The organism is Streptomyces sp. SudanB25_2051 (assembly GCF_964272635.1).
In the GTDB taxonomy this organism is placed as follows: domain Bacteria; phylum Actinomycetota; class Actinomycetes; order Streptomycetales; family Streptomycetaceae; genus Streptomyces.
Genome location: NZ_OZ186787.1, coordinates 6037688 through 6063668, shown reverse-complemented (window position 1 = coordinate 6063668; position 25981 = coordinate 6037688). Strand labels below are relative to the sequence as shown.

Below are 25981 nucleotides of genomic sequence, written 5' to 3'. Positions count from 1 at the left end.
CGGGCGGGGGCAGACGGCGCCCGGCGAAGGGCGCCCCGGCCGATCGACGCGCTGCCCCCGGACGTGGAGCCCCGGTAGCGCCCCCCTCCGAGCACAGCGGCCCTGCGAGCGGCGCGTACGGGATCGTCGCCGCTCCCCCATCCCTCTGGCCCGGCCCGCAACCTGGCACCGGGTGCGGGCGCGTGGCCGCGCGGGCGGCGCCGGGCGTGCGCGTGGCCGCGCACCCGGCGGGTGCGCGTGCCCCGCCCCGTACCGGCCCGGGCAGCCGAACCTCCGCGCCTCCCCGCCCCCTTGCCGCCCGGCGGGCGGGTCGTCCCGCGCGGGGCCGGGCACAACGGCGGGCGCCGGGCCGCGCGCCCGGTCGGGCCGCGCACCCCGACGGGCCGCGTACCCCGACGGGCCGCGCGCCCGGCCGAGCGGTGTTCGGTCCGCGTTCAGTCGGTGGCGTCCCGCCGGCCCGTCATGAGCCGCTGGAGCACGATGAAGACGAACAGCAGGACGCCGATGACGATGCGCGTCCACCAGGAACTGAGCGTGCCCTGGAAGTTGATGACCGTCTGGATCGTTCCCAGGACCAGCACGCCGAGCGCGGTGCCCAGGACGAAGCCCGAACCGCCGGTCAGCAGGGTCCCGCCGATGACGGTGGCGGCGATCGCGTCGAGTTCCATGCCCATGGCGTGCAGCGGGTAGCCGGAGAGCATGTAGAAGGTCAGCAGCAGCCCGCCCAGCGCCGAGCACAGACCGCTGATCGCGTAGACCGCCACCTTGATGGAGCCCACCGGCAGGCCCATCAGCCGTGCGGAGGTCTCGTTGCCGCCCACGGCGTAGACGCCTCGCCCGAACCGGGTGTGGTGCAGGACCACGAAGGCGACCGCCAGGACGACCAGGGCGATGACCACGGAGACGGAGACGAACAGCCCTCCGGGTCCGTACAGCCGGGTCTGCGCCAGCGCCACGGTGGCCGGGTCGTCGATGGTGATCGACTCGGTGCTGATGGTGTAGCACAGGCCGCGTGCGAGGAACATGCCGGCCAGGGTGACGATGAACGGCTGGATCTCGAAGGTGTGGATCACCCAGCCCATGAGCGCGCCGCCGCCCGCCCCGATCATGAGGACCAGGGGGATGACGGAGGCCAGCGGCCAGCCGTGCACCTCGACCAGCCAGGCGGTCGTCATCGTGGACAGGGCGATCATGGAGCCCACCGACAGGTCGATGCCGCCGGTGAGGATGACGAAGGTGGCCCCGATGGCGACGACCAGCAGGAAGCCGTTGTCGATCAGCAGGTTCAGGACGACCTGGGCCGAGAGGAAGCCCTCGTAGCGCACCGAGCCGACGGCGAACATCGCCACCAGCAGGGCGGCGGTCACGATCAGGGGAAGGCGCGTACGCAGGCGCGACGAGACGGGGCCCGGCAGGAGCCGGGTGAGACGCGCGTTCGCGGTGCCGGTGCTCATGCGCGTACCTCCTGCTGCTGCGGGGCGGCGCCCGCCGTGGTGGTGGGGGACGGGGGCCGCGCCGTCCGGCGGCGGCGCAGCGCCTTCGCCCGGAAGGCCGGGGACTGGACGAGGCAGACCGCGATGACGACGAACGCCTTGAAGACGAGCGTGGTCTCGGGCGGCACCCCGAGGGTGTAGACGGTGGTGGAGAGGGTCTGGATGATGAGCGCGCCCAGGACGGTGCCGCCGAGGGAGAAGCGCCCGCCGGTCAGGGCCGTTCCGCCGATGACGACGGCGAGGATGGCGTCGAGCTCGATCCACAGCCCCGCGTTGTTCCCGTCGGCGCTGGACACATTGGAGCTGATCATCAGACCGGCGACGGCGGCGCACAGCGCGCAGAACACGTACACCAGCGTGAGCAGCCCGGCGGCGCGGATGCCCACCAGGCGGCTGGCCGCCGGGTTGCCGCCGACCGACTCGATGAGCAGGCCGAGCGCGGTGCGCCGGGTGACGAGGGCGGTGAGCGCGACGACGGCGGCCGCGAGCAGCACGGCGAACGGGAACGTGAACCAGTAGCCCCCGCCGATCATGTGGTAGGCGTCGCTGTTCACGGTGATGATCTGCCCGTCGGTGATCAGCTGCGCCACACCGCGTCCCGCGACCATCAGGATCAGGGTGGCCACGATGGGCTGGACGCCCACCCGGGACACCAGGACTCCGTTGACGAGGCCGAATACGGCCGCAACGCCGAGGGCGACGCCGGCGGCGGTGAGCACGGTGGTGACGCTGCCGGGGCTCGGTGACGACGCGATGTGCTCGCAGGCGAGCGCGCCCGCGATGGCGACGGTGGACCCCACCGAGAGGTCGATGCCCCGGGTGGCGATCACCAGGGTCATGCCGAGCGCCACCAGGATCAGGGGGGCGCCGAACTGCGCGATGTCGACGAGGCTGCCGTAGAGGTGGCCGTCGCGGACGCCGACGGTGAGGAAGCCGTCGGTGAAGACGGCATTGCCGAGCAGCAGGGTCAGCAGGACGAGCGAGGGCCACAGCAGTCGGTGGCCGGCCGCCCTTCGGACCAGGCCGCCGGCCGTCGCGGCCTTGGTGTGCTGGGAGGTCATGAGTCCGTTCCCGTGGCGATGGTGGCCAGGATGCGTTCCGGGGTGACGCTGTCGTCGTTGATCAGGGTCGCCACCATCCGGTGGTCCCTGAGCACGGCGACGCGATGGCTGAGGCGGAGCACCTCTTCGAGTTCCGCCGAGACGAACAGCACGGCGGTGCCGTCGGCGGCGAGGCGCGCCACGAGTTTCTGGATCTCCGCCTTGGCGCCGATGTCGATGCCGCGGGTGGGTTCGTCGAGGATCAGCAGCCGGGGTTCCGTCAGGAGCCAGCGCGCCAGGAGCACCTTCTGCTGGTTGCCGCCGCTCAGGTTGCGCACCTGCGCTTCGGGATCGGCCGGGCGGATGTCCAGCGCCTCGATCCATGTGCGGGTCAGTTCGTCCTGGGTGCTCCGGGACAGCGGCCTGGTCCAGCCGCGGGCCGCCTGGAGGGCGAGCACGATGTTCTCGCGGACGGTCAGCTCCCCCACGATCCCCTCGGACTTGCGGTTCTCCGAGCAGAACGCGATCTTGTGGGCGATGGCGTGGCGCGGGGTGCGCAGGGACACCGTCTCGCCCTCCACCCTCACCTGTCCGGCGTCGGCGCTGTCCGCGCCGAACAGCAGCCGGGCCGCCTCGGTGCGCCCGGATCCCAGCAGGCCGGCCAGGCCGATGACCTCTCCGGCGTGGATGTCCAGGTCGTACGGTTCGATGGATCCGGCGCGGGTCAGTTCCCGGGCCTGGAGGAAGGGCTCGCCCGCCGCCCGCTCCGCCGCCTCCCGCTGGGCGCGGTCGGACAGTTCGTCGAGGGTGGCGAGGGCGCCGCCGATCATGCGCTGCACCAGGGTCACCGGGGTGAGCTCCCCGATGGGGTACTCCCCTTCGAGGCGTCCGTTGCGCAGGATGGTGACGCGGTCGCAGATCTCGAAGACCTGGTCCAGGAAGTGCGTGACGAAGAGGATGGCCACGCCCCTGTCCCGCAGCCGCCGCACCAGGGCGAAGAGCTGCTCGACCTCCTCGCGGTCGAGACTGGAGGTGGGCTCGTCCAGGACGAGGACCTTCGCCGAGACGTCGACCGCGCGGACGATGGCGACGAGTTGCTGCACCGCCAGGGAGTGGGCGCCGAGCGGAGTGGTGACGTCGAGGTCGAGGTCCAGTTCCGTCAGGAGTTCGGCGGCCCTGCGCCGCAGCGCGGACCAGTGGACCAGGCCGAACCTGCGCGGCTCCCGTCCGATGAGGATGTTCTCCGCGACCGAGATGTTCGGGCAGAGGTTCACCTCCTGGTAGACGGTGCTGATGCCGGCCTGCTGCGCCTGGAGCGGGTCCGCGAAGGCGTGCGGCCGGCCGTCGACGAGGATGGTGCCGCCGTCGGCCGGGTGCACGCCGGTGAGCACCTTGATCAGGGTGGACTTGCCGGCGCCGTTCTCGCCCATCAGGGCGTGTACTTCGCCGGGGAAGAGCCGCAGGGCGACGCCGTCCAGGGCGAGCACGCCCGGGAACTCCTTGCGGACGCCCTGTGCTTCAAGGACCGGCCGCCGCTCGTCGGCGGCCGGGTTCCGCGGGGTGGATGGGGCTGCCATCCGCCCTCCTCTCATGGGGTCGGCGGAGGGCCGGAGGCGGTCCCCTCCGGCGTCCGGACGTCCGTGGCGTCAGTACCTGCGGGACGGCAGCGCCTCGGCGGCCTTGTCCTGGGTGAAGACGCCTTCCTCGACCTCCACGCGGGGCGGCACCTCCTCGCCCGCCGCGACCTTCTTCACCAGCTCCATCAGCTGGTCGCCGAGGAGCGGGTTGCACTCCACGACGACGTTGATCTTGCCCTCGGTCATCGCGACGAAGGCGTCCTTGATCCCGTCGACCGAGATGACCTTGATGTCCTTGCCCGGCTTCTTGCCCGCGGCCTCGATGGCCTGGATGGCGCCGAGGGCCATGTCGTCGTTGTGGGCGTAGAGCACGTCGATGTCCTGGTGCGACTTGAGGAAGGCCTGCATGACTTCCTTGCCCTTGGCCCGGGTGAAGTCGCCCGACTGCGAGGCGATGATCTTGAACTTGCCGTCGTCCTTGATGACGTCGGCGAAGCCGGCCTTGCGGTCGTTGGCGGGCGCGGAGCCGGTGGTGCCCTGGAGCTCGACGATGTTGACGGGGCCGTTCTCCTTGGCGTAGGCGGTGGTGAGCCACTCGCCGGCGGACCGGCCCTCCTTGACGAAGTCCGAGCCGAGGAACGTCTTGTAGAGGGAGGTGTCCTTGGTGTCCACGGCGCGGTCGGTGAGGATCACCGGGATACCGGCGTCCTTCGCCTCCCTCAGCACCGTGTCCCAGCCGGACTCCACGACCGGCGAGAAGGCGATGACGTCGACCTTCTGCTGGATGAAGGTGCGGATCGCCTTGATCTGGTTCTCCTGCTTCTGCTGCGCGTCGGAGAACTTGAGGGTGATCCCCGCCTTCTTGGCCGATTCCTGGACGGACTTGGTGTTGGCCGTGCGCCAGCCGCTCTCGGCGCCCACCTGGGCGAAGCCGAGGGTGATCCTGCCGTCGGAGCGGCCTCCGGAGGCCCCCGCGGAGCCGGATTCCGGGGCCTGGGTGGAACACGCGGTCAGCGCCGTGGAGGCGAGGAGGGCGATGCTGACGGCGAGAGCAGCTCTGCGAGCCATGGCGGTTGTCCTTTCGAGGTGCACGGAAGTACCCGTCCGTGCCACCGGGAGCGCGGCCGGCGTCAGGCATCGGGACAGGAGGGCGACCCTCGTCGAGGAGGGGACGCCGATGAATTGTGAGCGTTAACACTGCGAATCCTCAACCCCCTTGCACGCGTTATGTTTCCGTGATCCCGCAGCGGCCCGACGGCCCGCGCCGCGCACCTCGCGCGACACCCCGGCGGCCGGGCCGGCCCGGACACCCCTGCACGGCCCCGCATCGCGCGGCCGGACCGGGCCCGGACCCCAACCCGAGCCACGCGCACCCCATGCGGCGGCGTTCCGTCGCGGGCGGAGGTCCGCATACGTTTTCCGCACACCTCTTGCGTCCGGGATTGTTAGCGCTAACACTCCCAGGGAACCCACCGTCCGTCGGGCGCGGGCACCGCTTCCGGTACCGGCAGCGGCGTCCGCCGCCGCACGGCTACCCGAAAGGCAACCCCGGTGACGTCCGCCTCACCCCCCGCAGCATCCGCATCCCACCCCTCCGACGACGGCGAGCGCTACACCGTGGGCGTCGACTTCGGCACCCTCTCGGGCCGCGCCGTGGTCGTACGGGTACGCGACGGTGAAGAACTGGCCTCCGCGGTCCACACGTACACCCACGGTGTGATCGACCGTCAACTCCCCGGCTCGGGCACGCGACTGCCGCCCGACTGGGCTCTGCAGCACCCCGAGGACTGGCGGGACGTCCTGCGGCGGGCCGTGCCCGCCGCCGTGGCCGCGTCCGGCGTCCGCCCCGACGCGGTCATCGGCATCGCCACCGACTTCACCGCCTGCACCGTGCTGCCCACCCTGGCCGACGGGACGCCGCTGGCCCAGACGCCCCTCGCGGACCGGCCGCACGCGTGGCCCAAGCTGTGGAAGCACCACGCCGCGCAGCCCCAGGCCGACCGGATCAACGCGCTCGCGCACGCCCGGGGCGAGAAGTGGATCGGCCGGTACGGAGGCAGGATCTCCGCCGAGTGGCAGTTCGCGAAGGCCCTCCAGGTCCTCGAAGAGGACCCGGAGGTCTACGACGCCTGCGCACGCTGGATCGAGGCGGCCGACTGGATCGTCTGGCAGCTCACCGGCTCCGAGTCCCGCAACACCTGCACCGCCGGATACAAGGGCATCCACCAGGACGGCGGCTACCCCGGCGAGGAGTACCTGGCCGCGCTGAACCCCCGGTTCGCCGACTTCGTCCGCACCCGCCTCGACTTCCCCCTCTCCCCGCTCGGCTCCCGCGTCGGCTCCCTGTCCGCCGAGGCGGCCGCGTGGACCGGGCTGCGCCCCGGCATCGCCGTGGCGGCCGGCAACGTGGACGCCCACGTCACCGCAGCGGCGGCCCAGGCCGTGGAGGACGGGCGCCTGCTCGCCATCATGGGCACCTCCACCTGCCACGTCGTCAACGCCCCCGTCCTCGCGGAGATCCCCGGCATCTGCGGGGTCGTCAACGGCGGCATCGTGGAGGGCGCCTACGGCTACGAGGCCGGGCAGAGCGCCGTCGGGGACATCTTCGCCTGGGTCCTGGACCAGGGCGTCCCGCAGGAGTACCGCGACGAGGCCGAGGCGCGGGGCGAGGACCTGCACGCCCTGCTCACCCGCAAGGCGGCGGGCCAGCCGGTGGGCGGTCACGGCCTGATCGCCCTGGACTGGCTGAACGGCAACCGCTCCGTCCTCGTCGACCACCACCTCTCCGGCGTCATCGCGGGCCTCACCCTCGCCACCCGGCCCGAGGACGTCTACCGCGCGATGCTCGAAGCCACCGCGTACGGCACCCGGGTCATCGTCGAGGCGCTGGAGAGCGGCGGCGTGCCCGTGCACGAGTTCATCGTCGCCGGCGGTCTGGCCAGGAACGAGCTGCTCATGCAGATCTACGCGGACGTCCTGCGCCGCCCGGTCTCCCTCGCGGTGTCCGCGCAGGGCCCCGCCCTCGGCTCCGCCGTCCACGCCGCCGTGGCCGCCGGGGCGCACCCCGACGTACGCGCGGCGACGGCCGCCATGGGACGGCGGCGGCGCGCCGTCTACGTGCCCGACCCGTCACGGGCCGACGCCTACGACGCCCTCTTCACCCTGTACCGGCAGCTCCACGACCACTTCGGCCCGGGAGAGCTGCTGCACCGCCTGCGCGGCATCCGCAACACGGCACTCGCCGCGAACTGAACCCCCCGTCCCGCCCGGCCGCGCCCGCCGCGGCCGTCCCGATCCGCCATGCCGATTTTCCAGGAGCCCATGTGCCCAGCCAGCATTCCCCCGTGCGTGAAGTGTGGTTCCTCACCGGCAGCCAAGGGCTGTACGGCGAGGAGACCCTGAAGCAGGTCGCGCGGCAGTCGCAGGAGATCGCCACCGCGCTGGCCGCCACCGCCGGCCTGCCCGTCCGCGTCGTGTGGAAACCCGTGCTCACCGACGCCGACGCCATCCGCCGTGTGTGCCTGGACGCGGGCGCCGACGACCGGTGTGTGGGCCTCATCGCCTGGATGCACACCTTCTCCCCGGCGAAGATGTGGATCGCCGGGCTGGACGCCCTGCGCAAGCCGCTGCTGCATCTGCACACCCAGTCGAACGTGGCCCTGCCCTGGGACACCATCGACATGGACTTCATGAACCTCAACCAGGCGGCCCACGGCGACCGCGAGTTCGGCCACGTCCAGGGCCGCGTCGGAGTGCCGCGCAAGACGGTGGCCGGCCACGTCTCGGACCCGGTGACCGTCGAGCGCGTCGTCACCTGGGCGCGCGCCGCGGACGCCCGCGCCGAACTGGCCACCCTCAAGGTCGCCCGCTTCGGCGACAACATGCGCGACGTCGCCGTCACCGAGGGCGACAAGGTGGAGGCGCAGCTCCGCTTCGGCGTGTCCGTCAACACCTACGGCGTCAACGACCTGGTGGACGTCGTGGACCGCGCGCCCGAGAGCGGGATCACGGCCCTGGTCGCGGAGTACGAGGACCTCTACCGCCTGGCGCCGGAGCTGCGCGCGGGCGGCGAACGCCATGACTCGCTGCGCTACGCGGCGCGCATCGAGGCGGGTCTGCGCACGTTCCTCGACGAGGGCGGGTTCAAGGCCTTCACCACCAACTTCGAGGACCTCGGCGGCCTGCGCCAGCTGCCGGGCCTGGCCGTGCAGCGCCTGATGGCCGGGGGGTACGGATTCGGCGGCGAGGGCGACTGGAAGACGGCCGTCCTGCTGCGCGCGCTCAAGGTGGCCGCCGCGGGCCTGCCCGGCGGAACCTCGTTCATGGAGGACTACACGTACGACATGACGCCGGGCGGCGAACTGATCCTCGGCGCCCACATGCTGGAGGTGTGTCCGTCGATCGCCGCCGACACGCCCGGCTGCGAGATCCACCCGCTGGGCATCGGCGGCCGCGAGGACCCCGTCCGGCTGGTCTTCGACGCGGCTCCCGGCCCGGCCGTCGTGGTCGGGCTGAGCGACCTCGGCGACCGCTTCCGCCTGGTGGCCAACGAGGTGGACGTGGTCGCGCCGCCGCGGCCGCTGCCCGCGCTGCCGGTGGCCCGCGCCGTCTGGCGCCCCCGGCCCGATCTGCGGACGTCCACGGAGTCCTGGCTCATGGCGGGCGGGCCCCACCACACCGTCCTGAGCACGGCGCTCACCTCCGAGCACCTGGACGACCTGGCCGAGATGCTGAAGGTGGAGCTGGCCCTGATCGACGCGTCGACGACGCCCCGGCAGTTCCGCCGCGACCTGCGCTGGAACCAGGCGTACCACCGCCTGGCCCTCGGTATGTGAGGCGGCGTCCGGCTTCTCGCGGACCGGTGCCCGCCACCGGTCCGCACGCCGGCCGCCCCTGCGCCGGGCACGGCCACCGCGGCCCCGCCCCGCGCCCCGGCGGCCGCTTCTACGGACGCGGTCCGTCCTGCGGCGCCACCGCGTAGCCGGGCACGGAAGGCCATCGGACGGTCAGCACCACCGACTCCTCCTCCGCGTACCAGGAGTGGTCGACCCCGCGTCCCCACACGACGTAGTCGCCCTGCTCCTCCAGGACCACGTGACGGCCGGGGAGTTCGACGCGGAAGCGGCCGCTGACGAGGACCAGGACGGTGGTGCGTTCCTCGCCCCTCACCCACGCGAGCCGCCGGTCGCCGCGCGGGTGGACGCCCCACTTGATCTCCACGTCCCCGCTGTGGCGCGGATCGCCGGGGTCCTTGAAGTGGCCGAGGATCCAACCCCGGTCGAGCGGCGCGTCCTTGCCCGCGTTGCCCACGTACACGCTGTCTTCCACGCGCCGGGACTCTAGCAGCAGCCCCGCGTCCCGCCCGGGGGCCGTACGGCTAGGGCCTGTCTTTCGGATCAGCCCGACTCCGTGGCGCGGTGTCTTTGCCTGTGGGTGAGCGGGGCATGGTGCGTGCGGATGCAAGGCGGAGGAGGGAGCCATTGCGGTGGGGGCACCTCCCAGCGGTAGCTGGGGGACACTGGCGACCGACGACAACGCCGCAGACGTGCGTGCCAGGCCCCGCGGCCCCGGGAAGATCCGAAAGACAGGCCCTAGCGGACCACGCGGTAGCGGTGGTAGACGACCCCGGAGCCGAAGGTGCGGCTCTCGACGAGGGCGAGGTCCACCCGGCGCGCCTGCTGGGGGAAGTACGGCACACCGCCACCGACCAGCACCGGGTAGACCACGGTCCGGTACTCGTCGATCAGGTCCGAGGCGGCCGCCTGGGCGGCGAGGGTCGCGCCGCCGATCGCGATGTCGCCCTCCCCCGGTTCGGCCCGCAGCCGCCCGATCTCCTCGGCGAGGCCGCCGGAGGCCAGGCGGGCGTTGCCGCGCACCGCCGCGAGCGTGGTGGAGAACACCACCTTGGGGAGCGGCTTCCACAGCGCCGTCCATTCGAGCTGGGCGTCGTCGAGCTGCGTGTCCTGCTCGGCGGTCTCCCAGTACAGCATCGTCTCGTACAGCCGCCGCCCCAGCAGGTGGACGCCGACGTCCCGGATCTCGTCGATCCAGAAGCGGAAGACCTCCGGGTCGGGGCCCGTCCAGTCGAAGCTGCCGTCCGGCCCGACGATGTAGCCGTCGAGTGAGACGTTCATCGAGTAGGTCACGCTGCGCATCGGAAGTCCTCCTCGGTCGCCGCTCCGACAGTACGGCCGCCGGGCACCGCGTCCCGCGAAGCGACGCGCGGCGCCGGGGAAACGGGTGAGGCCCGCCCGCGGCCGCGTATCCGTCCTACCCGCGGCCGCGCACCAGGGATACAGGAAGTACGGGGGTGTCCCGCGGATCGAGCACAAGCCGAGAACCCGTCAAGCCCGGTGATGCGGTATGCCGCCGGTGCTCCGGGGTCGGGCCGGGCCGGGGGCCGGGTCGCCGCCGCCGGGTGCCCGGCGGCAGCGGCGGGCGGAGGGCTACCGTCCGGCGGCGGCACGCTCGCGGGTCAGGGTGCCGAGCACCCGGATGTGCGGGCGGCGGTCGGCGTCCGGGGTCGTGACGGTGACGCGTACGCCGTAGACGTCGGCGATCAGTTCCTCGCTCAGCACGTCGAGGGGCGTGCCGGCGGCCACGACGCGACCCTGCCTGAGGACCACGAGGTGGTCGCAGTACATCGCGGCGAGGTTGAGGTCGTGGAGGGCGACGACGCTGGTGACCTCCAGCTCCCGCACGAGGCTCAGCAGGTCGTGCTGGTGCTGGATGTCGAGGTGGTTGGTCGGTTCGTCCAGCAGGAGTTCGCGCGGCTCCTGTGCCAGGGCGCGGGCGATCTGGACGCGTTGGCGTTCGCCGCCGGACAGGGTGTGCCAGGACCGGTCGGCGCGGTCCGTGAGACCGGTGCGCTCCAGGGCGTGGCGCACGGCCCGCTCGTCCTCCGCCGACGGCGGGTTCCAGGCGCGCCGGTGCGGGGTGCGGCCGAGCCGGACGATGTCGGCGACGGACAGCTCGACGGTCGTGTCGGCCTGCTGCTCGACGACGGCGACCCGGCGGGCCACGTCCCGGCGCCGCAGGTCCCCGAGCGGCCTTCCGTCCAGGGTGACGACGCCGGAGGCGGGGGCCAGCACGCCGCACAGGACGCGCAGCAGGGTCGACTTCCCGGAGCCGTTGGGCCCGAGCAGCCCCGTCATGGCTCCCGGCGGCGGGTCGATGCCGACCCCGTCGAGGATGAGCCGCCCGTCGGCGGTGCGGGTGACGCGTTCGGCGGCGAGGGTCATCGGGGCCTCCTGCGGGTGCGGTGGAGCACGTAGACGAACGCCGGTACGCCCACCAGGGAGGTCATGACGCCGACCGGGACTTCCTGGGGGTCGATGACGGTGCGGGCGGCGGTGTCGATCCACACCAGGAACACGGCGCCGCCCAGCGCCGTGGCGGGCAGCAGCCTGCCGTGGCCGGGGCCGACGAGGGCGCGGGCCGCGTGCGGCAGCACCAGTCCGACGAAGCCGATGGCGCCGGCCGCGGCGACCAGGGCCGCGGTGAGGAGGGCGGTGGCGCAGAGCAGGACCAGCCGGGCGCGGGCGGTGTCGACACCGAGGGTGGCCGCCGCCTCCTGGCCGAAGGCGAACGCGTCGAGCGTCGTCGCGTGGCCCAGGCAGACGGCGAGCGCGAGCACCAGGACGGCGGAGCACAGCCACACGTCGGCCCATCCGGCGCCGCTGAGCGAGCCGAGCAGCCAGAACAGCACGCCCCGCGTGGTCTCGGCGTCGGCGGACGTGACGACGATGAAGGAGGTCAGCGCGGAGAAGAGCTGCATCGCGGCGACGCCGGAGAGCACCACCCGGTCGGTGGTGCCGCCGAGGGTGTGGCTGAGCAGCAGCATCGCGGCGAACGAGCACACGGCGCCGGCGAAGGCGCCGCCGGACAGGGACAGCGCGCCGCCGCCGGCTCCGAGGACGACCACGGCGACGGCTCCGGTGGAGGCGCCGGAGGAGACGCCCAGGACGAAGGGGTCGGCGAGCGGGTTGCGCAGCAGCGACTGCATGACCGCGCCGCACACGGCGAGGCCCGCGCCGCAGACCGCCGCGAGGAGCGTGCGCGGGAGCCGGAGGTTCCAGACGATGCCGTCGCGGATCGGGGTGAGCCCGGACGGCTCCCCGCCCACATGGGAGACGACGACGGACCAGACGTCGGTGACGCCGATGTCCGCCGGGCCGATGGTGATGGCCAGGGCGACGGAGAGGGCGAGCACGCCGAGTCCGGCCGTCGTGCGCAGCAGGGCGGCGGTCACCCGGAGAGGCCGAATCGGCGCAGGCCGGCGGCGACTTGTTCGATGCCCTCGACGGTGCGGATCGTCGGGTTCATGGACTGTCCGCTGAGCAGGACGTACCGCTTGTGGCGTACGGCGTCCATGGTCCGCGTCGCGGGGTTGGACTCCAGGAACTCGATCTTCTTCGCGGCGCTCTCGCCGGTCTGCGCCTTGCGGGTGAGGTCGCCGATGACGAGGACGTCCGGGTTGCGGTCGGCGACCGTCTCCCAGTTGATCTGCGGCCACTCCTCGGTCGTGTCGTCGAAGACGTTCTCGGCGCCGACCTCGCGGGTGATGACTCCCGGCGCCCCGCAGCAGCCCGCCATGTACGGGGACTGGGCGTCCGAGAACCAGTAGAGCAGGGTGACGTCCCGCGCGTTCAGCCCGGCGGTGGCCTTGGCGACCCGCGCCTTCAGACGTGCCGTGAGCTCCTCGCCGCGCCGCTCGACGCCGAAGATCCGCGCGAGGTCCCGTACTTCTCCGTAGACGGTGTCCATCGTCAGGGGCGTCGTGCGCACGCCGTCGCCGTCGCCGCTGTTGTCCTTGCCCACGCAGTCGGACGGGGAGAGGTAGGTGGGCACGCCGAGCTTCTCGAACTGCTCCCTCGTGGCCACTCCGCCTTTGCCGAGGGTGGAGGCGAAGGAGGCGGCGACGAAGTCGGGTTCGGTGTCCAGGACCTTCTCGAAGGACGGGTTGTTCTCGGCGAGCCTCGGCACTCCGGCGTTGGCCTTCTCCAGGCCCTTCATGACCGGGTCGGTCCAGGTCGCCGTGCCCGCCATGCGGTCGGCGAGGCCGAGGGCCAGCATGATCTCGGTGGTGCCCTGGTTCAGCGACACGGCCCGCCGGGGCCCGCCGGCGGGGATCCGCACCTGCTGCCCGCAGTTGGTGAGCGTGGTCGCCGCCTCGTCCGGCGGCGCGGCGGGCGCGGTGGCGCCGCATCCGGTGAGGAGCAGCGCTCCGCACAGGAGCACGGCGAGGGAAGCGGTCGGGCGCGTGACGGTCACGGCGTTGTCCTCGGCGTCGTGGGCCCATGCGCGGGGCCCGTCCGTACGAATGCGCCAGCAGGTCTTCGGACTCGGGGTCGTCCGGACGAGGCGCCTTCCCGGGCCGCGGATGCGCCCCAGTGGCTTCGTATGCCTCGCCCGTCACCCTCACCGCTGCGCGTCAGTTCCGGATTCGCACCGGATTCCCTGACCCACGTACGCACGGAACGTACGGAGTGCGACTGGCTTGCGCAAGTTACCACAGGCGGCGAGAGGGCTGGGAATTGCCCTGAATGCGGCTTTATTCCTGCTGTGATTCCGGCCACTTCGGCTCGAAATCTTCCTCGCCGGGAAGGGGTGCACTCACCACCACCCGAGACGCAACGCCCCTTCGGCGTCCGGGCAATGACGAAACGTCAGGAAGGATCACCCGCTCCTCCCCCGCTGCCCGCCCCGTCGTCCGGTGCCGCTGACCGGCCCATGGGGCTGACTACGTTGTGCCGGTGCGCGCACGGGACGGATGGCTGAGGCGGACGGCGAAGGGTCTGCTCTGCGCTGCCGCCTGCCTGATTCCGGGCGCGATCGGACATGTCGCGGCCGGCGGGTCGCTGCCGGGACCCGGGAGCCTCGCTCCGCTCTTCGCGGGCCTCACCGTGCTGGGCGTCGTCCTCTTCGGCGGCCGGCGGCGCCGCTTCGACGTCACCGTCCTCGTCCTGGGCGCGGCCCAGACCGGCCTGCACCTGGCCTTCCACCGGCTGTCGGCGCCCGGGGCGGGCGGCGGCCACCACGCCATGGCCGGGCACGATCCGACGGCGCACGCGCACCCGCACACGGCCGAGGCGGTCGCCGGGCACTTGCTGACCGGCGAGATGACAGCGGCGCACGCCCTGGCCACGCTGGGCGCCGCCCTCTGCGTCCTCCACGGCGACCGCGTCCTGCGACGCCTCGCCGCCCTCCTCCTGCCGCGCCTGGTCCTCCTCGCCCTCGCCGCGTGCCCCCTTCCCTCCGCGCGGCGGACGCCGCCGCCGTCCACGGCGGGCCACGTCCGCCTCCGCGTCCTCCTCACCCGCTGCCGCCCCCGACGAGGCCCGCCCGCGCCGACGGCCGCCTGATCGCCCGTACGCGATCACGACACCCGCCCTCCGGGCGGCTCCCATCACCTTTCGGCTTCGTCGTACGCGCGCGCCCACGTCGCCGCGCGTACTCCCTGGGGAACACGCATGTCTTCGACCATCGACCGCGATCCACCGACAACCGCCTCCGCACCGGCACGGGCCGGGCGAACCGGACCCCACCGGCAGGGCATACGGGCCCTCCTGGTCCGGCTGCACTTCTACGCCGGGGTGTTCGTCGCCCCGTTCCTGCTCGTCACCGCGCTCACCGGGCTCGTCTACGCCTTCGCCCCGCAGCTCGACCAGCTCGCCTACGGCGACCGGCTGCGGGTCGAGGAGGCCGGCGGGCCGACCCGCCCGCTGTCCGAGCAGATCGGAGCGGCGCGGGCCGCGCACCCGGAGGGCACCCTGTCCTCCGTCCTCACCCCGGCCGGGCCGGAGGACACCACCCGCGTGGTGCTGTCGGTCCCGGAGCTCGGCGAGCGGCAGCGCACCGTGTTCGTGGACCCGTACACCGCGGAGGTACGGGGCGAGCTGACCACGTCGTGGGGGTCGACGCCGCTGACCACCTGGCTCGGCGACCTCCACAAGAACCTGCACCTGGGCGAGGTCGGCCGCCTGTACTCCGAGGTCGCCGCGAGCTGGCTGTGGGTGCTCGTCGCGGGCGGTCTCGTCCTGTGGCTCGGCGGGAGCCGGGGCCGGCGGGCGCGGTCCGCGCGGGGTGTGCTGCTGCCCGACCGCGCCGCCCGCGGAGTGCGCCGGACCCGGGGTCTCCACGCCGCGACCGGGGTCTGGCTGGCGCTCGGCCTGCTCTTCCTCAGCGCCACCGGCCTGACCTGGTCCCAGTACGCGGGCGCACGCTTCGAGCAGCTGCTCGACACGGCCGGGGGGCGTGCTCCGGAGCTGGACACGCTGCTGCCGGGCGCGCGTCCGCCGGCCGGCGCGCAGGAAGGCGAACACGCCGGCCACGGCGGACACGGCGGGTCCGGGCACGCAGCCGACGCCGATCCGGCCGCCTTCGACAGGGCCCTCGCCACCGCCCGCGAGGCCGGCCTGGGCGGCGCCGTCGTCCTGACGCCTCCCGCGGACGCCTCCCGCGCATGGGTGGTGGCCCAGAAGGACGACGTCTGGCCGGTCCACTACGACCAGGTGGCCGTGGACACCGCCAGGGGCGAGGTCACCGCGCACACCCGCTGGTCGGACCACCCGCTGCCGGCCAAGCTGACCAAGCTCGGCATCCAGGCCCACATGGGCGTGCTCTTCGGGGTCGCCAACCAGATCGTGCTGGCGGTGGTGGCGCTCGGCCTGATCCTCGTCGTGTTCTGGGGCTACCGCATGTGGTGGCAGCGCCGCCCGACCCGCGACGGCGACCGGGCACGGCCCGGGAGGGCGCCCGCGCGCGGAGCGTGGCGCGGGCTGCCCCTGCCCCTGCTGATCGCGGGCGTCCCGGCGGTCGCCGCGCTGGGCTGGGCGCTGCCCGTCCTCGGGTGCACCCTGCTGGGCTTCCTCGCGGTGGACGTCGTGGTCGGCCGGGTCCGGCGCGCCCCGGCGCACTGACCCGGTGTTACCGGCGCGGCCCGGCGAACTGACCCGGTGTTACCGGCGCGGCCCGGCGCACTGACCCGGCCGTGTCGCCCCGACCGTTCCGCCCTGGTCCGCCGCTCAGCCGACGGTGACGGTGTAGGTGATGCGCTCGGGGGCGCCCGAGGGGGCGGCCGGACCCGCCGTCGGAGTGGCGGAGGGTCCGGCCGTCCCGGGGGGCCGGGTGGCGGTGTCGCCGCGGCAGGTGCTGAACGTGCAGTGCAGCAGCGTGAACCGGGTGGTGCCCCTGCCCTTGGCCTCGAAGGTGAAGGTGAGCCGGCCGCCGGAACCGGGCGCCGGCTCGCCGCCGGAGTCGGAGGCGTACTCCTCCCCGAGGCCGACCAGCACCGAAGGGTCGGGCGCCGGGCCGACGAGGTACCAGTACTCGCGGGTGGAGGGATTCTGGTCGACGGTGAGCGTGAAGCGTTCGCCCGGCGCGGCCGTGATGGCGGTGTCCTCCACCGGGCGGCTCGTCGTACGCCCCGGGGTGCCCGTGGAGCCGCCCGCCGTCGCGTCGGCGCCCTGGCCGCAGCCCGCGGCGAGGGCGAGCAGCGCGGCCGCCGCTGCCGCGGCACCGGCCCTCCGCGTACCGCCCCTTCCGGCCCGGCGCGGCGTCGGATGCCCGCTCACCCGCGCACCGATCCCGGGCCCGCCGGGACCGCTCCCGCGGGGATCTCGGCGACCACCTCGTCCCCCTCGGCGCCGTCCGTGGGCCGGAAGCCCAGCGAGACGTACAGGTCTCGGGCCGCCGTGTTGCCGGGGTGGTACGACAGGCGGAGCACCCGGCAGTCCTCGCGCCCGGCGAGCCACGCCATGAGCGTGCGCGCCGCCGCGCGCCCGATCCCCCGGCCCTGCTCCGCGCCGTCGACGAGCATGCCGCCGATCCAGTACGACCCCTCGTCGTCGCGTCCCCACATGACGTGGCCCACGACGGTGTCGTCGGCGCACACGGCGAGCGAGTGCCACACGCCCTCACGCATCGACAACAGCAGGTAGCGGGCGGCCAGGGCGGCCACGTACCGCCGCTGGTCGTCGAGAGGAGCGACGTCGGCGACGGCACGCCAGTTGTCGTCGTCCACGTCGTGCAGGGCGATACGCCGCCCCGTTCTGTCCATGAGCCCCAGGCTGATCACCGGTGCAGGCTACGCACCCACCGCCCCGCCCGCGAACCGATTACCCGACGTCTGCCCGCGGGGCCCGCACCGGGGTCACGGCGCAGCGCGTGCGGCGCATGGTCCGTGGGTGCGGTGTCTGGAGTTGCGGCGGCGTGATCCGGGAGGTGAGGGGCGCCGCTCGGGGCTGCCGCCTCGCCCGGTGGTTCAGTTGGTGCTGGCGTTGTAGCGGTGGTCGCCGAGGAAGCCGATGACGATCAGGCCGCTGTCGTCCGTGTCGTCGAGGAAGTGGAGCCTCGGCGCGGGCGGTGAGCCGTCGCCGATCCGGATGTGCTCGACCATGACCGCCGTGCCGCACTCCGCGATCTGCCGGGGCACGCGGAACGTCCGCTCCGCGCGGCCCCGGGGGCTGGTGCTGGCGAGCTGGCCCTCGTTGAGCGCGACCTTCTTGTCGCTGAGCAGCGGGGACGGCTGGTTCGCGCAGTAGGCCCTGAGGTTGGCCAGTTCGGGTCCGCAGTTGCCGCCGCGTGCCCGTGCCGCGTTCTTCGCCTCGGCGTACAGCTGCATGGTGGCCAGGGTGTCGGCGAGGCGGCCCCGCCACTGCGCGGCCTTCTGATGGTGGTCCAGCTTCCGCGCCTCGTCGGGGTCCGCGGTGATGACGAGGGACGCGCAGTACCGTCCGGCCCGGCGCAGCACGTCCTCGAACGTCGTGGCCTCCAGCCGCGCCTTCAGGGCCCGGGCGTCCCAGGTCTCCCGGGCTTCCTGCCGGGGCCGCAGCCGGGCGATCGCGGCGTCCCGCGCGCGCAGGGCGGCGTCCCGTTCCCTCTCGCTCTCCGCGAGCACGGCGGCGAGCGTCGCACGCTCCGCCTCGCTGTCCTCCAACCGCTTCCGCAGCTCGGCCAGTTCCGGCGGCGGGGGCGGCGGCGCGGGCGGTCTCGCGGTCCGCTCGTGCGCGTCCGGCGATGGGGGGCCGGGCCGTCGTTCGCGCTCCTCGCCGCCGGCCCCGGCTCCGAGCGCCTCCTTCAGGCGGCTCTCCGCCGCCCGGCGCGCCTCGCGCTCCCGCTCCAGGGCCCGTCTGAGCCGCGCGGCCTCCTTCTCGCCGGCCTCGACGGCCCTCCTCAGGTCCTCGGCCGCCTCCTGGGCGGCCTTCAGTCGCCTGAGGGTCTGGGCGGGCAGCTCGTGGTCCTCACCGCGCGGCCGGTCCGCGGCAGGACCGAACGGACTGGTAATCATTCAGCAGACGCCCCCTCACCACACCGTGGCCCTTGAGGATAGAGCCCCGGGGCCCGGCCGGGAGGCCGGTCCGCCGGGTCGGCGGCCGAGGGGTGCGCGGTCGCGTTCACGGCCGGCGGCGGACCGCGCGCGCTGTCACGGGGCCGCCTGCCGGAAGGCGATGGCGGCGCCCAGGGCCGCGGCGGCCGGTACGAGCACGTCGCCCCGGGGGGTCGCGCGGAGGGGGAAGCCGTTGCGCTGGAGCAGGGCCCGCGTGCGGCTCAGGTCGCGTACGGCGACGGTGTAGCCGACCAGCGCGGGCAGCGCGGCCGGCCGTTCACCGGGCAGCACCTCCGCCAGGCCGGACGCGGGTACGACGGTGACGGCGGCGCCGTCGAGGTGGAGGGTCCGGGCCGCGCCCCGCCGCGCCGCCGTCCGGCCGGTGTACGTCTCGTACCGGCGTACGGCGGTGGCGAGTTCGCCGTCGGCGACGCACAGGACCGCCTCGACGAGCTCCAGGGCGCCGTTGGGATGTGCCAGGTCCCGGGCGCCCTGGATGTCCGGGTCGAGGTCGGCGACGACCCCGAGCCGGCCCTCGCCGGACCGGCCTGCGCGGTCGGCGCCCGGCTCGTCGCCGGGCCCGTCGCCGTCGAACTCCACATACCGCACGGTCTCCACGGGGGCCGCCGCGCCGGGTGGTGCGGCGCGGCCGACGGTGTCCACCCCGCCGTGGCGCACACCGGCGCGGGCCAGCCGGTCCGCCGCGGCGTCGATGGCGGGCGAGGAGAACATCAGGATGTGCAGGCCCTCGAAGCGGTCCAGGTACGCCGCGACGCGATCGCTCGTCGCGCGGATGCGCTCCACCAGCCGGGGCAGTTGCCCGGCGGGGGCGCGCAGGGGGACGAGACGCGCGTCGTCGGGCAGCCGGCCGGGGCCGTCGTCACCCACCCGGGTCACCAGCTCGACGAAGGAGCGCGGGAAGTCGGCGTGGGTGTTCGCCACACCGAACGGCCGCGGCGCGGCGTCCTCGTGGGCGGCCATCGCGGGGCAGTGCGGCGGCGGCAGCGTGAAGCCCAGCCGCTCGTAGAGGCCGGTCGCCTCCACGAGGTCGTCCACGACGTGCCCGACGTGGTGGAGGCGCGTGATGTCGGAGGCCATCGGGGCAGCGTAACGGCCTTGCTCTGGGCGGGTGTTGGCGGCGTCCCGGCCGATCGGCACGGCCGTCGGGGGTGTGCGCTTGCGGGCCGTGCCCCGCCCGTGCCGGCAGGTCGTTTGACCCTCGACCTGGTGCAGGGCCCAGAGTTCCCGGTGTGGAGAACGACATGCGCAGCATCGGCGAGATGGCCCGCGACAGCGGTCTGGGGGTCAGCGCCCTGAGGTTCTACGACCGTGCCGGGGTGCTCGTACCGGCCTGGGTGGCGCCGGACAGCGGATACCGCTGGTACGGAGCCGGGCAGCTCGAGGAGGCCAGGATCCTGGCGCGGTTGCGGCGCGCCGGGATGCCGCTGGCGGACATCCGGCTCGTGCTGGCCGGCTGGTCCGGGGCGGAGACCGGGCTCGTACGGCGGCTGCTCGACGCGCATCTTCGCCGTCTCGAACAGGGCCTTTCCGACGCCCGTGACGCGTTCTCCGCGCTCCGTCCACTGCTCGACGACAGGGAGAACCCGATGACCTCACCGCTCGACACCGCCGTCCGGCTGTCCGCCGACGCGCCGGAGATGGCCGCCGCGCTGGACGCGGTCCGCTTCGCGGTCGGCACCGACCCGGAGCTGCCGATGCTGGACGGGGTGCTGCTCGACATCGAGGGCGGCGGTGTCCGGACCGTGGCGACCGACCGGTACCGCATGGCCGTCGGGCGGTTCCGTGCCGCCGGGCACGAGGGGGGCCGTACGCAGGTCGTCGTGCCGACGCCGCTGGTCGACGCGGCGCGGGCGCTGCTGCAGGGCGGCGGGGAGGTCCGGCTGTCCGTCGACGGGCGCCGGATGGTGCTGGAGGCCGGGGACCGCCAGGTGGCCGGTGACTGCCTCGGCGGCGAGTTCCCCGACTACCGGCGTCTGCTCCCCGTGCCCGGCGGGCGCCGCGCCCTCGTCGACGTGGCCGCCTTCCGCGAGGCCCTGGAGGCGGGCCCGGTCCGGTCGGGAGAGGCCGGCGGGCCGGACGTCAGCGTGCTCAGGCTGGGGGACGACTCCACGGTGACGGTGTGCCCGCACGAGGACGACGGCCCGGACCGGGTGGGCGTCAACCGCGGCTTCCTGCTGGAGGCGCTGGTCGCGGGCGCCCGCGACCGGCTGTGCCTGGAGGTCGGCGCCCCGACGAACCCGATCGCGATCCGCAGGCCGGACGACGAGGAGGGCTTCTCGATCCTGATGCCGGTCCGCCTGGAGGACTAGATGATCGATTCCAAGGGGTCGGTGATCGCGACGTGAGCGAGCGGAGGGTGTCTTGCCCGGTGTGGTCGTTGTGCCAGATCACGGTTGTCAGGGCGAGTATGCGCTGCATGAGCGGGCGATCACGCCGCGGGGTGTGCGTCCTCGGTGCTGTTCGAGGTCGAGCTGTCCCTTGAGGGTCTCGTTGACCGACTCGATGACCTGCCGCAGCGGCTTGAACAGGGACCCGCCGGGTCGCTGCCGTTCACCCTTGCGGGTCGGCCATAGCAACCGGGTGCCCTGCTGGGCAAGTTCCTCCTGGAAGACGCGGCCGTAGTAATTCCTGTCGCCGATCAGGATCTGGCCGGGCCGGGTGCTGACCAGGTGGGATTCCGCTGCAAACAAGTCCAGCAGGGTTTCGCGTTCGTCGGCCTTGGCTCCGGTCAGGGCGAAGGTGACGGGCAGGCCCTGGAGGGTGCACACACCAGGTGCAGCCGCCGGCCCCAGAAGAAGCGGCTGTGGCTGGCGCAGTAGCCGTACTGGGCCCATCCGGCCAGGTCGGAACCTTCACGGTCTCCCGTGAGCGGCCACATTCCACGGGTGTGGAGTCCACGATCCACACATCGTCACTCCACGCCGAGGTGCTGGTGGCCAGGACCCGGGTGACCCGGCGGAGCAGTTCGGCGGCCTTGCGCGACCGCTTGTTGTAGCCGGATCGCTGTGGCAAGTACGGGAAGAGATGCCGCAGGTGGGCCCGGGCATGCCGGAGCCACCTGGCTCGGAGGTGAAACCGAGCATGGCCTGCATCATCGCGAGGGTGACCAGTTCAGCGTCCGTGAGCCGCGGCGTGATCCCCAAAGTCGGCCGCACGGCGCCAGGTAGATCGACGGTCGTCGCATAGAGTGGCGTCGCGAGGGTGTCCAGGTTGTTCGTCACACAACGATCTTGGACACCCTCGTTCTCGTCTCTGCAGGCGCCCCTCGAAAGGACCGTGGCATGTCCAGCGACCGTCTCATGCGCATCCACAGCGCAGAGTTCCAAGCCATGGCCGAGAGGGTCCTGCGGGTCACCGAGCTCACCTCCCGCCTGAACGCCCTGCCTTTCGAAGACGAAGCGGGCAAGGCGGAGCTGTTCGGACAGATCCTCGGCAAGCCACTGCCGCCGAGAGTCACGATCTATCCACCCTTCTACACGGACCATGGCCTGAACCTCGACCTCGCCGATCGCGTCTTCATCAACCAGAACTGCACGTTCCTGGACTACGCCGGCATCCGGCTCGGCGAGCGCGTGATGATCGGACCGAAGGTCACGTTCATCACCAGCGGCCACCCGGTTGATCCCGAGGAGCGGCGGCTGTACCTCACCGGCGCTCCCATCGACGTCGCGGAGAACGTGTGGATCGGTGCCGGTGCCACGATCCTGCCCGGCGTCAGTATCGGCCGTGATGCCGTGGTCGCCGCCGGTGCGGTCGTGGCCGATGACGTTCCGCCGGCAAGCCTGGTGACCGGCAGTAAGGCAGCCGTGCACCGGCAGTGGTGACAAGCCCATCGGAGTCACGCCGCGCCCCCGTCTACTGGCAGCCATGCATCACATCGGAAGGCTCACGCCCGGCCCGAAGCAACTGGCTCCAGTCCAAGGGCGAGAGATCCTTCACTCGCTCACCCCGCGCGGTCACCGAACCCTTGGAATTGATCATCTAGGGGGAGGACGACCGGCGGGGCCGGGTTCGGCGGTCGGGGACACGCGGGGCCGGTGTCCGTCGGCTCAGGGATCGACGGCCGTGAGGCGGGTTCAGCGGTCACCGGGCCCGCGCGGCGCGGGCCCGGTGGGTTCAGCGGTCGACTACCCGCGAGGCGGGGTTCGGTTCAGCGGTCGGGGATGTCGGTGAGGAGGCGGGTCAGGGCCGTGCCGCGCGGTGTGGCCGTGACGACGACGTGGCGGCCCCGGCGCTCGCGGTGGAGGAGGCCGGCCGCCGCCAGCTGGTCGCAGTGGTACGTGAGGGTGCTGGGGCTCAGCGACAGTTCCCGGCTCAGCCGGCCGAGCGTGGGGCGCAGGAGCAGGCGGCGCAGGATCTGCGACCGCACCGGGCCGAGCACCAGCCCCAGCGGGTCGGCCTCCGCGGGTGCCGCCTCCCCCGGCTCGCCGGACTCCAGGTGGCCCAGGCCCGGCACCGGGTACGCGAACCACACCGCGTCGTCGCGGTCCACGCCGTACATGCCCGAGGTGAAGCCCGCCACGAGCGGCATCAGCACCAGCGGCCGGCCGGCCATCGACTCCACCCCGCAGCTGTGGGTGAGCCGCATCCGGCCCTCCTCGTAGCGCACCGGCGCCGGCAGGGTGCCGAGCAGCGCGTCGACGGCGCCCGTCACCACGGCGGCGCCGACCCGCTCGGTCTCCCGCGACAGCAGCGGCCCGGCCTTGCGCCACCTCGGGGCGACGGCGTCGGTGACGGCGTCCACGACCAGCGCGTACGCCGCGAGGAAGCCGCGCGGGTCGTCCATCAGGCCCCGCCAGGCCGGCGGCGGGGCGCCCTCGAAGTACGCGGACACCTCGGCGGCCGTGCGGTGCGGGTCCAGGGCGCGCAGCCGCGCGCCGACCTCCGCGAGGTCGAAGGCCGTCAGATCCGGGATGAGCGCCAGGCCGTCCGGCATGAAGCAGTCGCGCTGGGCGAGCACGGGGCGCACGGCGTCGAGGGCGCGGGTCGGCACCGCCATCCGCAGGGCCCTGCGCCACCGGGCGGGAACCCGCTCGGGCGGGGCCCTGAACAGGTCCTTCAGCACGGAGAACACGGTTCCTCCCGGATGGAGCGTCACCTGCACCGCAAGCCGCTCCACCGGGTCGAGACGCAGCATGCCACCGGTCACGCTTCCCCCCTGGTCCGTTCCCGCGCCCTCCACTGTGCCCGCCCGGCGCTCGCCGCGTCGAGGAGGCCACGCCGGGTCAGAGGACGGCGATGCCGAGGGGGCGTTCACCGACGGGGACGCGGGTCACCCGGCCCGTCGCGGTGTCGACGACGCTCAGCCCGTTCCAGTACCCGTCGCGGGTGAAGCCGCCGGAGACGTACGCCGTGGCGCCGTCGGCCGACAGCGCGACGTCCTCGTGCGGCCCGTCGAGGGGCACGAGCCGCTCCCGGCCCGCCGGCGTGCGGATGGTCAGCGACGGGCCGGCGTCCTCGGCCGGGTCGATCGGGCCGGTGCCGACGACGTACAGCGTGCCGTCGGCCGCGACCGCCGCGCCGTGCTGGTGGGTGTCGGCCGTCATGGGCTCGATCCGGACGCGGCCGGTCGCCGGGTCCACGACGGCCAGCCGCTCCCCCTCGAACGGCAGGAGCAGGGCGCCGTCGGAGGGGCGTACGACGGCGTAGTGCGGCTTCAGCCAGGAGCCGAGGCCGCCTTCGGTGCCGTACGGGGCCACTTCGACGCGCCGCGCCGACCCGTCGCGGGTGGTGACGACCGTGACGTCGAAGGAGTCGTGGTTCGTGACGTACACCTGCCGCCCGTCGCGGGAGACGTCCACGTCGAAGGGGCGGCGCCCGACCGGCACCGTCCGGACGACCTTCCGCCGCGCGGTGTCGACGACCTCCAGGGCGCCCTCGCGGCCGGGGACGTTCACGCCCACGTACACCCGGCTGCCGTCCGGGGACAGTGCGATGCCCATGCCGCCGCCCCGGTACTCGCCCGTCGTCACCGCACCGGTCGCGGTCGCGTACGGGATGAGCGCGGTGCGCTCGCGTGTACGGGTGTCCACGGCCGCGACGCCCTCCGCCGTCGCCACCCACGCCGTGCCGTCGGCGCCGAGCGCGATCCCGTAGGGGGCGGTGCCCACCCGGACCGAGCCCAGGTCGGCGGCCGCGCCGCGCGCGGACGGGTCGACGAAGGTGACGGTGTCCGCGCCGAAGTCCGTGACCAGGAGGGTGCCCGGCGGCGGGGCGGGGGCCGCGGAGTGCGGGGCTCCGGGTGTGCCCGCGCTCGCCGGGGCGGTGGCGGGGGGCGCGGACGCCGTGGGGGCGGCGGGCGGTGCGGCGGTGCAGCCGGTGAGCAGCGCCGCCGCGGCCAGGGCGAGCACGGCGGGCGTTTGTGCGGTGTGGGGGGTGCGGCGGTGCCGGTGTCCGCGCGGCGAGCGGGCCTGCCGGTACCGCGTGGGGGTGGGGTGGTCGTGCGTGTCCATGCCGGGCCCGTGACTCCGTCGTGTGGCGTGGTCGGGTCCCGGCAGGCGGCACGGGTGCGCCGCGCCGGCCTGCCGGGGGCGGCACCTGCGTACCGCCGTGGTCCAAGACTCCGCCCTGATGCGGCGGGGCGTGGTCATCCGATCGGCTGACACCGCCGTACGGCCGCGCCGGGCGTCCCCGTCACCAGCCCCGGCGCGGCCGCCCCGGCCAGGTCGGACCCGGCCGCGCCTGCCGGCCCCACAGCGGCCGCGGCGGCTCCTGCGGCGGTGGCGTGCCGCGGCGCAGCGGCCAGGCGCAGAGCATCCCGACGGCGAAGCCGACGACATGGGCCAGGTACGCCACGTTGCCCGCGCCGGAGACCCCGGCCCCGTACGAGAAGACAGCCTGGAGGACGAACCACAGGCCGAGCACCGACCAGGCCGGCAGGCGCAGCGGCAGCAGGATCAGGAACGGCACCAGCACCCACACGCGGGCGCGCGGGTAGAGCACCAGATACGCGCCGAGCACCCCGGCGACCGCGCCGGACGCGCCGATCAGCGGGGTCGGCGACGTCGGGTCGGCCAGTGCGAAGCCGTACGTGGCGGCGTAGCCGCACAGCACGTAGAAGAGCAGGTAGCGCACCTTGCCGAGGCGGTCCTCGACGTTGTCGCCGAAGACGAAGAGGAACAGCATGTTCCCGATCAGGTGTGCCCAGCCGCCGTGCAGGAACATCGCCGTCAGGACGGACAGCGGGGGCGACTTGTCGTAGTCGGGCGGGGCCACCACGCAGCCCGGCCCGGACGGCCCGAAGCCGATCTGGCCGGTCGGCACCAGCCGTGACATCCGGTCGTGGATCAGTTCGCGCGGCACGGCCGCCCACTGGTCGAGGAACGATTCCAGCCGGCACAGCTGCGCCAGTCCGGTGTCGCCGGCGAGGGAGCCCGCCATTCCGGGTGTGCGCAGGAAGACGACCACGTTGACGGCGATCAGCGCGTACGTGACCCAGGGGACCCGGCGCGCCGGATTCACATCATGAACGGGAATGGCCACAAGAGATCACTTCCCGGTCATATACGCATGAATCCGATG

At 73.6% G+C, this 25981-nt stretch carries 22 protein-coding genes, 1 pseudogene and 1 riboswitch; of the genes and pseudogenes, 6 read left to right on the top strand and 17 right to left on the bottom strand.

The features are described 5' to 3' along the window. Window positions 1-434 precede the first annotated feature (434 nt). The 4 genes from yjfF to ACSUPT_RS26665 form a co-directional block, all read right to left on the bottom strand. Complete coding sequence (yjfF, locus tag ACSUPT_RS26680) at window positions 435-1454, bottom strand: galactofuranose ABC transporter, permease protein YjfF (RefSeq protein ID WP_361662136.1); 1020 nt, start codon at window positions 1452-1454, stop codon at window positions 435-437. After that, window positions 1451-2554, bottom strand: coding sequence for an ABC transporter permease (locus tag ACSUPT_RS26675; RefSeq protein WP_436945838.1), 1104 nt, complete (start codon window positions 2552-2554; stop codon window positions 1451-1453). The genes yjfF and ACSUPT_RS26675 overlap by 4 nt, the downstream gene beginning before the upstream one ends. Beyond that, the gene (locus tag ACSUPT_RS26670) at window positions 2551-4110 is read right to left on the bottom strand and encodes a sugar ABC transporter ATP-binding protein (protein ID WP_403501648.1); all 1560 of its coding nucleotides are present in this window, start codon (window positions 4108-4110) and stop codon (window positions 2551-2553) included. Before ACSUPT_RS26670 ends, ACSUPT_RS26675 begins: the two co-directional genes overlap by 4 nt. 69 nt (window positions 4111-4179) lie before the next feature. Beyond that, a complete protein-coding gene (locus ACSUPT_RS26665) occupies window positions 4180-5178 on the bottom strand; it encodes an ABC transporter substrate-binding protein (RefSeq protein WP_436945835.1) in 999 nt (332 codons plus the stop codon). 483 nt (window positions 5179-5661) lie between these two features. On the opposite strand from ACSUPT_RS26665, the gene ACSUPT_RS26660 reads away from it, so the two are divergent. Both ACSUPT_RS26660 and araA read left to right on the top strand, forming a co-directional pair. Further along, the gene (locus ACSUPT_RS26660; protein WP_436945834.1) at window positions 5662-7362 is read left to right on the top strand and encodes a ribulokinase; all 1701 of its coding nucleotides are present in this window, start codon (window positions 5662-5664) and stop codon (window positions 7360-7362) included. Window positions 7363-7433: 71 nt separating this feature from the next. Continuing rightward, a complete protein-coding gene (gene araA, locus ACSUPT_RS26655; protein WP_436945832.1) occupies window positions 7434-8945 on the top strand; it encodes an L-arabinose isomerase in 1512 nt (503 codons plus the stop codon). Window positions 8946-9054: 109 nt separating this feature from the next. Here the strand turns inward: araA and ACSUPT_RS26650 are convergent, their stop codons facing one another. From ACSUPT_RS26650 to ACSUPT_RS26630, 5 genes are all read right to left on the bottom strand, one after another. Then, window positions 9055-9438 (bottom strand): signal peptidase I, encoded by a 384-nt coding sequence (locus ACSUPT_RS26650; RefSeq protein ID WP_351966264.1) that lies wholly within the window; start codon window positions 9436-9438, stop codon window positions 9055-9057. A 263-nt stretch (window positions 9439-9701) separates the two neighbouring features. After that, complete coding sequence (locus ACSUPT_RS26645; RefSeq protein ID WP_351966265.1) at window positions 9702-10265, bottom strand: dihydrofolate reductase family protein; 564 nt, start codon at window positions 10263-10265, stop codon at window positions 9702-9704. A gap of 291 nt (window positions 10266-10556) precedes the next feature. Continuing rightward, window positions 10557-11351, bottom strand: coding sequence for an ABC transporter ATP-binding protein (locus ACSUPT_RS26640; protein ID WP_404145374.1), 795 nt, complete (start codon window positions 11349-11351; stop codon window positions 10557-10559). Then, window positions 11348-12361, bottom strand: a complete 1014-nt coding sequence (locus tag ACSUPT_RS26635) for a FecCD family ABC transporter permease (RefSeq protein WP_436945830.1) — start codon at window positions 12359-12361, stop codon at window positions 11348-11350. Before ACSUPT_RS26635 ends, ACSUPT_RS26640 begins: the two co-directional genes overlap by 4 nt. After that, on the bottom strand, window positions 12358-13383 hold the full coding sequence (locus ACSUPT_RS26630) for an ABC transporter substrate-binding protein (RefSeq protein ID WP_436945829.1): 1026 nt from the start codon (window positions 13381-13383) through the stop codon (window positions 12358-12360). The genes ACSUPT_RS26635 and ACSUPT_RS26630 overlap by 4 nt, the downstream gene beginning before the upstream one ends. Window positions 13384-13422: 39 nt before the next feature. Further along, window positions 13423-13624: riboswitch (cobalamin riboswitch) on the bottom strand. 241 nt (window positions 13625-13865) lie between these two features. On the opposite strand from ACSUPT_RS26630, the gene ACSUPT_RS26625 reads away from it, so the two are divergent. Beyond that, on the top strand, window positions 13866-14474 hold the full coding sequence (locus tag ACSUPT_RS26625) for a hypothetical protein (RefSeq protein ID WP_436945827.1): 609 nt from the start codon (window positions 13866-13868) through the stop codon (window positions 14472-14474). A gap of 108 nt (window positions 14475-14582) precedes the next feature. After that, window positions 14583-16031, top strand: coding sequence for a PepSY-associated TM helix domain-containing protein (locus ACSUPT_RS26620; protein ID WP_436945825.1), 1449 nt, complete (start codon window positions 14583-14585; stop codon window positions 16029-16031). Between the two features lie 105 nt (window positions 16032-16136). On the opposite strand, the gene ACSUPT_RS26615 is transcribed toward ACSUPT_RS26620, so the two are convergent. The 4 genes from ACSUPT_RS26615 to ACSUPT_RS26600 form a co-directional block, all read right to left on the bottom strand. Next, window positions 16137-16685 (bottom strand): protease inhibitor I42 family protein, encoded by a 549-nt coding sequence (locus tag ACSUPT_RS26615; protein WP_361663711.1) that lies wholly within the window; start codon window positions 16683-16685, stop codon window positions 16137-16139. After that, entirely contained in the window at window positions 16682-17170 is a 489-nt protein-coding gene (locus ACSUPT_RS26610; protein WP_436945823.1) for a GNAT family N-acetyltransferase, read from the bottom strand. The genes ACSUPT_RS26615 and ACSUPT_RS26610 overlap by 4 nt, the downstream gene beginning before the upstream one ends. A 204-nt stretch (window positions 17171-17374) precedes the next feature. Continuing rightward, window positions 17375-18400, bottom strand: coding sequence for a hypothetical protein (locus tag ACSUPT_RS26605; protein WP_361663717.1), 1026 nt, complete (start codon window positions 18398-18400; stop codon window positions 17375-17377). A gap of 135 nt (window positions 18401-18535) precedes the next feature. Beyond that, window positions 18536-19537: a VOC family protein gene (locus ACSUPT_RS26600; protein ID WP_436945822.1), complete on the bottom strand. Its 1002-nt coding sequence runs from the start codon at window positions 19535-19537 to the stop codon at window positions 18536-18538. A gap of 152 nt (window positions 19538-19689) precedes the next feature. Here ACSUPT_RS26600 and ACSUPT_RS26595 point away from each other — a divergent pair, with 152 nt between their 5' ends. Beyond that, window positions 19690-20769 carry a MerR family transcriptional regulator gene (locus tag ACSUPT_RS26595; RefSeq protein ID WP_436945820.1) on the top strand — a complete coding sequence of 360 codons (1080 nt, stop codon included), beginning with the start codon at window positions 19690-19692 and terminating at the stop codon, window positions 20767-20769. Between the two features lie 28 nt (window positions 20770-20797). Here ACSUPT_RS26595 and ACSUPT_RS26590 read toward each other — a convergent pair. After that, a pseudogene (locus tag ACSUPT_RS26590) lies at window positions 20798-21681 on the bottom strand (IS982 family transposase); the annotation flags it as partial. A 60-nt stretch (window positions 21682-21741) separates the two neighbouring features. Here ACSUPT_RS26590 and ACSUPT_RS26585 point away from each other — a divergent pair. Further along, window positions 21742-22284, top strand: coding sequence for a DapH/DapD/GlmU-related protein (locus ACSUPT_RS26585; protein ID WP_365727829.1), 543 nt, complete (start codon window positions 21742-21744; stop codon window positions 22282-22284). A gap of 326 nt (window positions 22285-22610) precedes the next feature. On the opposite strand, the gene ACSUPT_RS26580 is transcribed toward ACSUPT_RS26585, so the two are convergent. From ACSUPT_RS26580 to ACSUPT_RS26570, 3 genes are all read right to left on the bottom strand, one after another. Continuing rightward, a complete protein-coding gene (locus ACSUPT_RS26580) occupies window positions 22611-23609 on the bottom strand; it encodes a winged helix-turn-helix domain-containing protein (protein ID WP_361663726.1) in 999 nt (332 codons plus the stop codon). A gap of 76 nt (window positions 23610-23685) precedes the next feature. After that, complete coding sequence (locus ACSUPT_RS26575) at window positions 23686-24912, bottom strand: YncE family protein (RefSeq protein ID WP_436945819.1); 1227 nt, start codon at window positions 24910-24912, stop codon at window positions 23686-23688. A 181-nt stretch (window positions 24913-25093) separates the two neighbouring features. Then, window positions 25094-25942, bottom strand: a complete 849-nt coding sequence (locus ACSUPT_RS26570; protein WP_436945818.1) for a rhomboid family intramembrane serine protease — start codon at window positions 25940-25942, stop codon at window positions 25094-25096. Window positions 25943-25981: the final 39 nt, after the last annotated feature.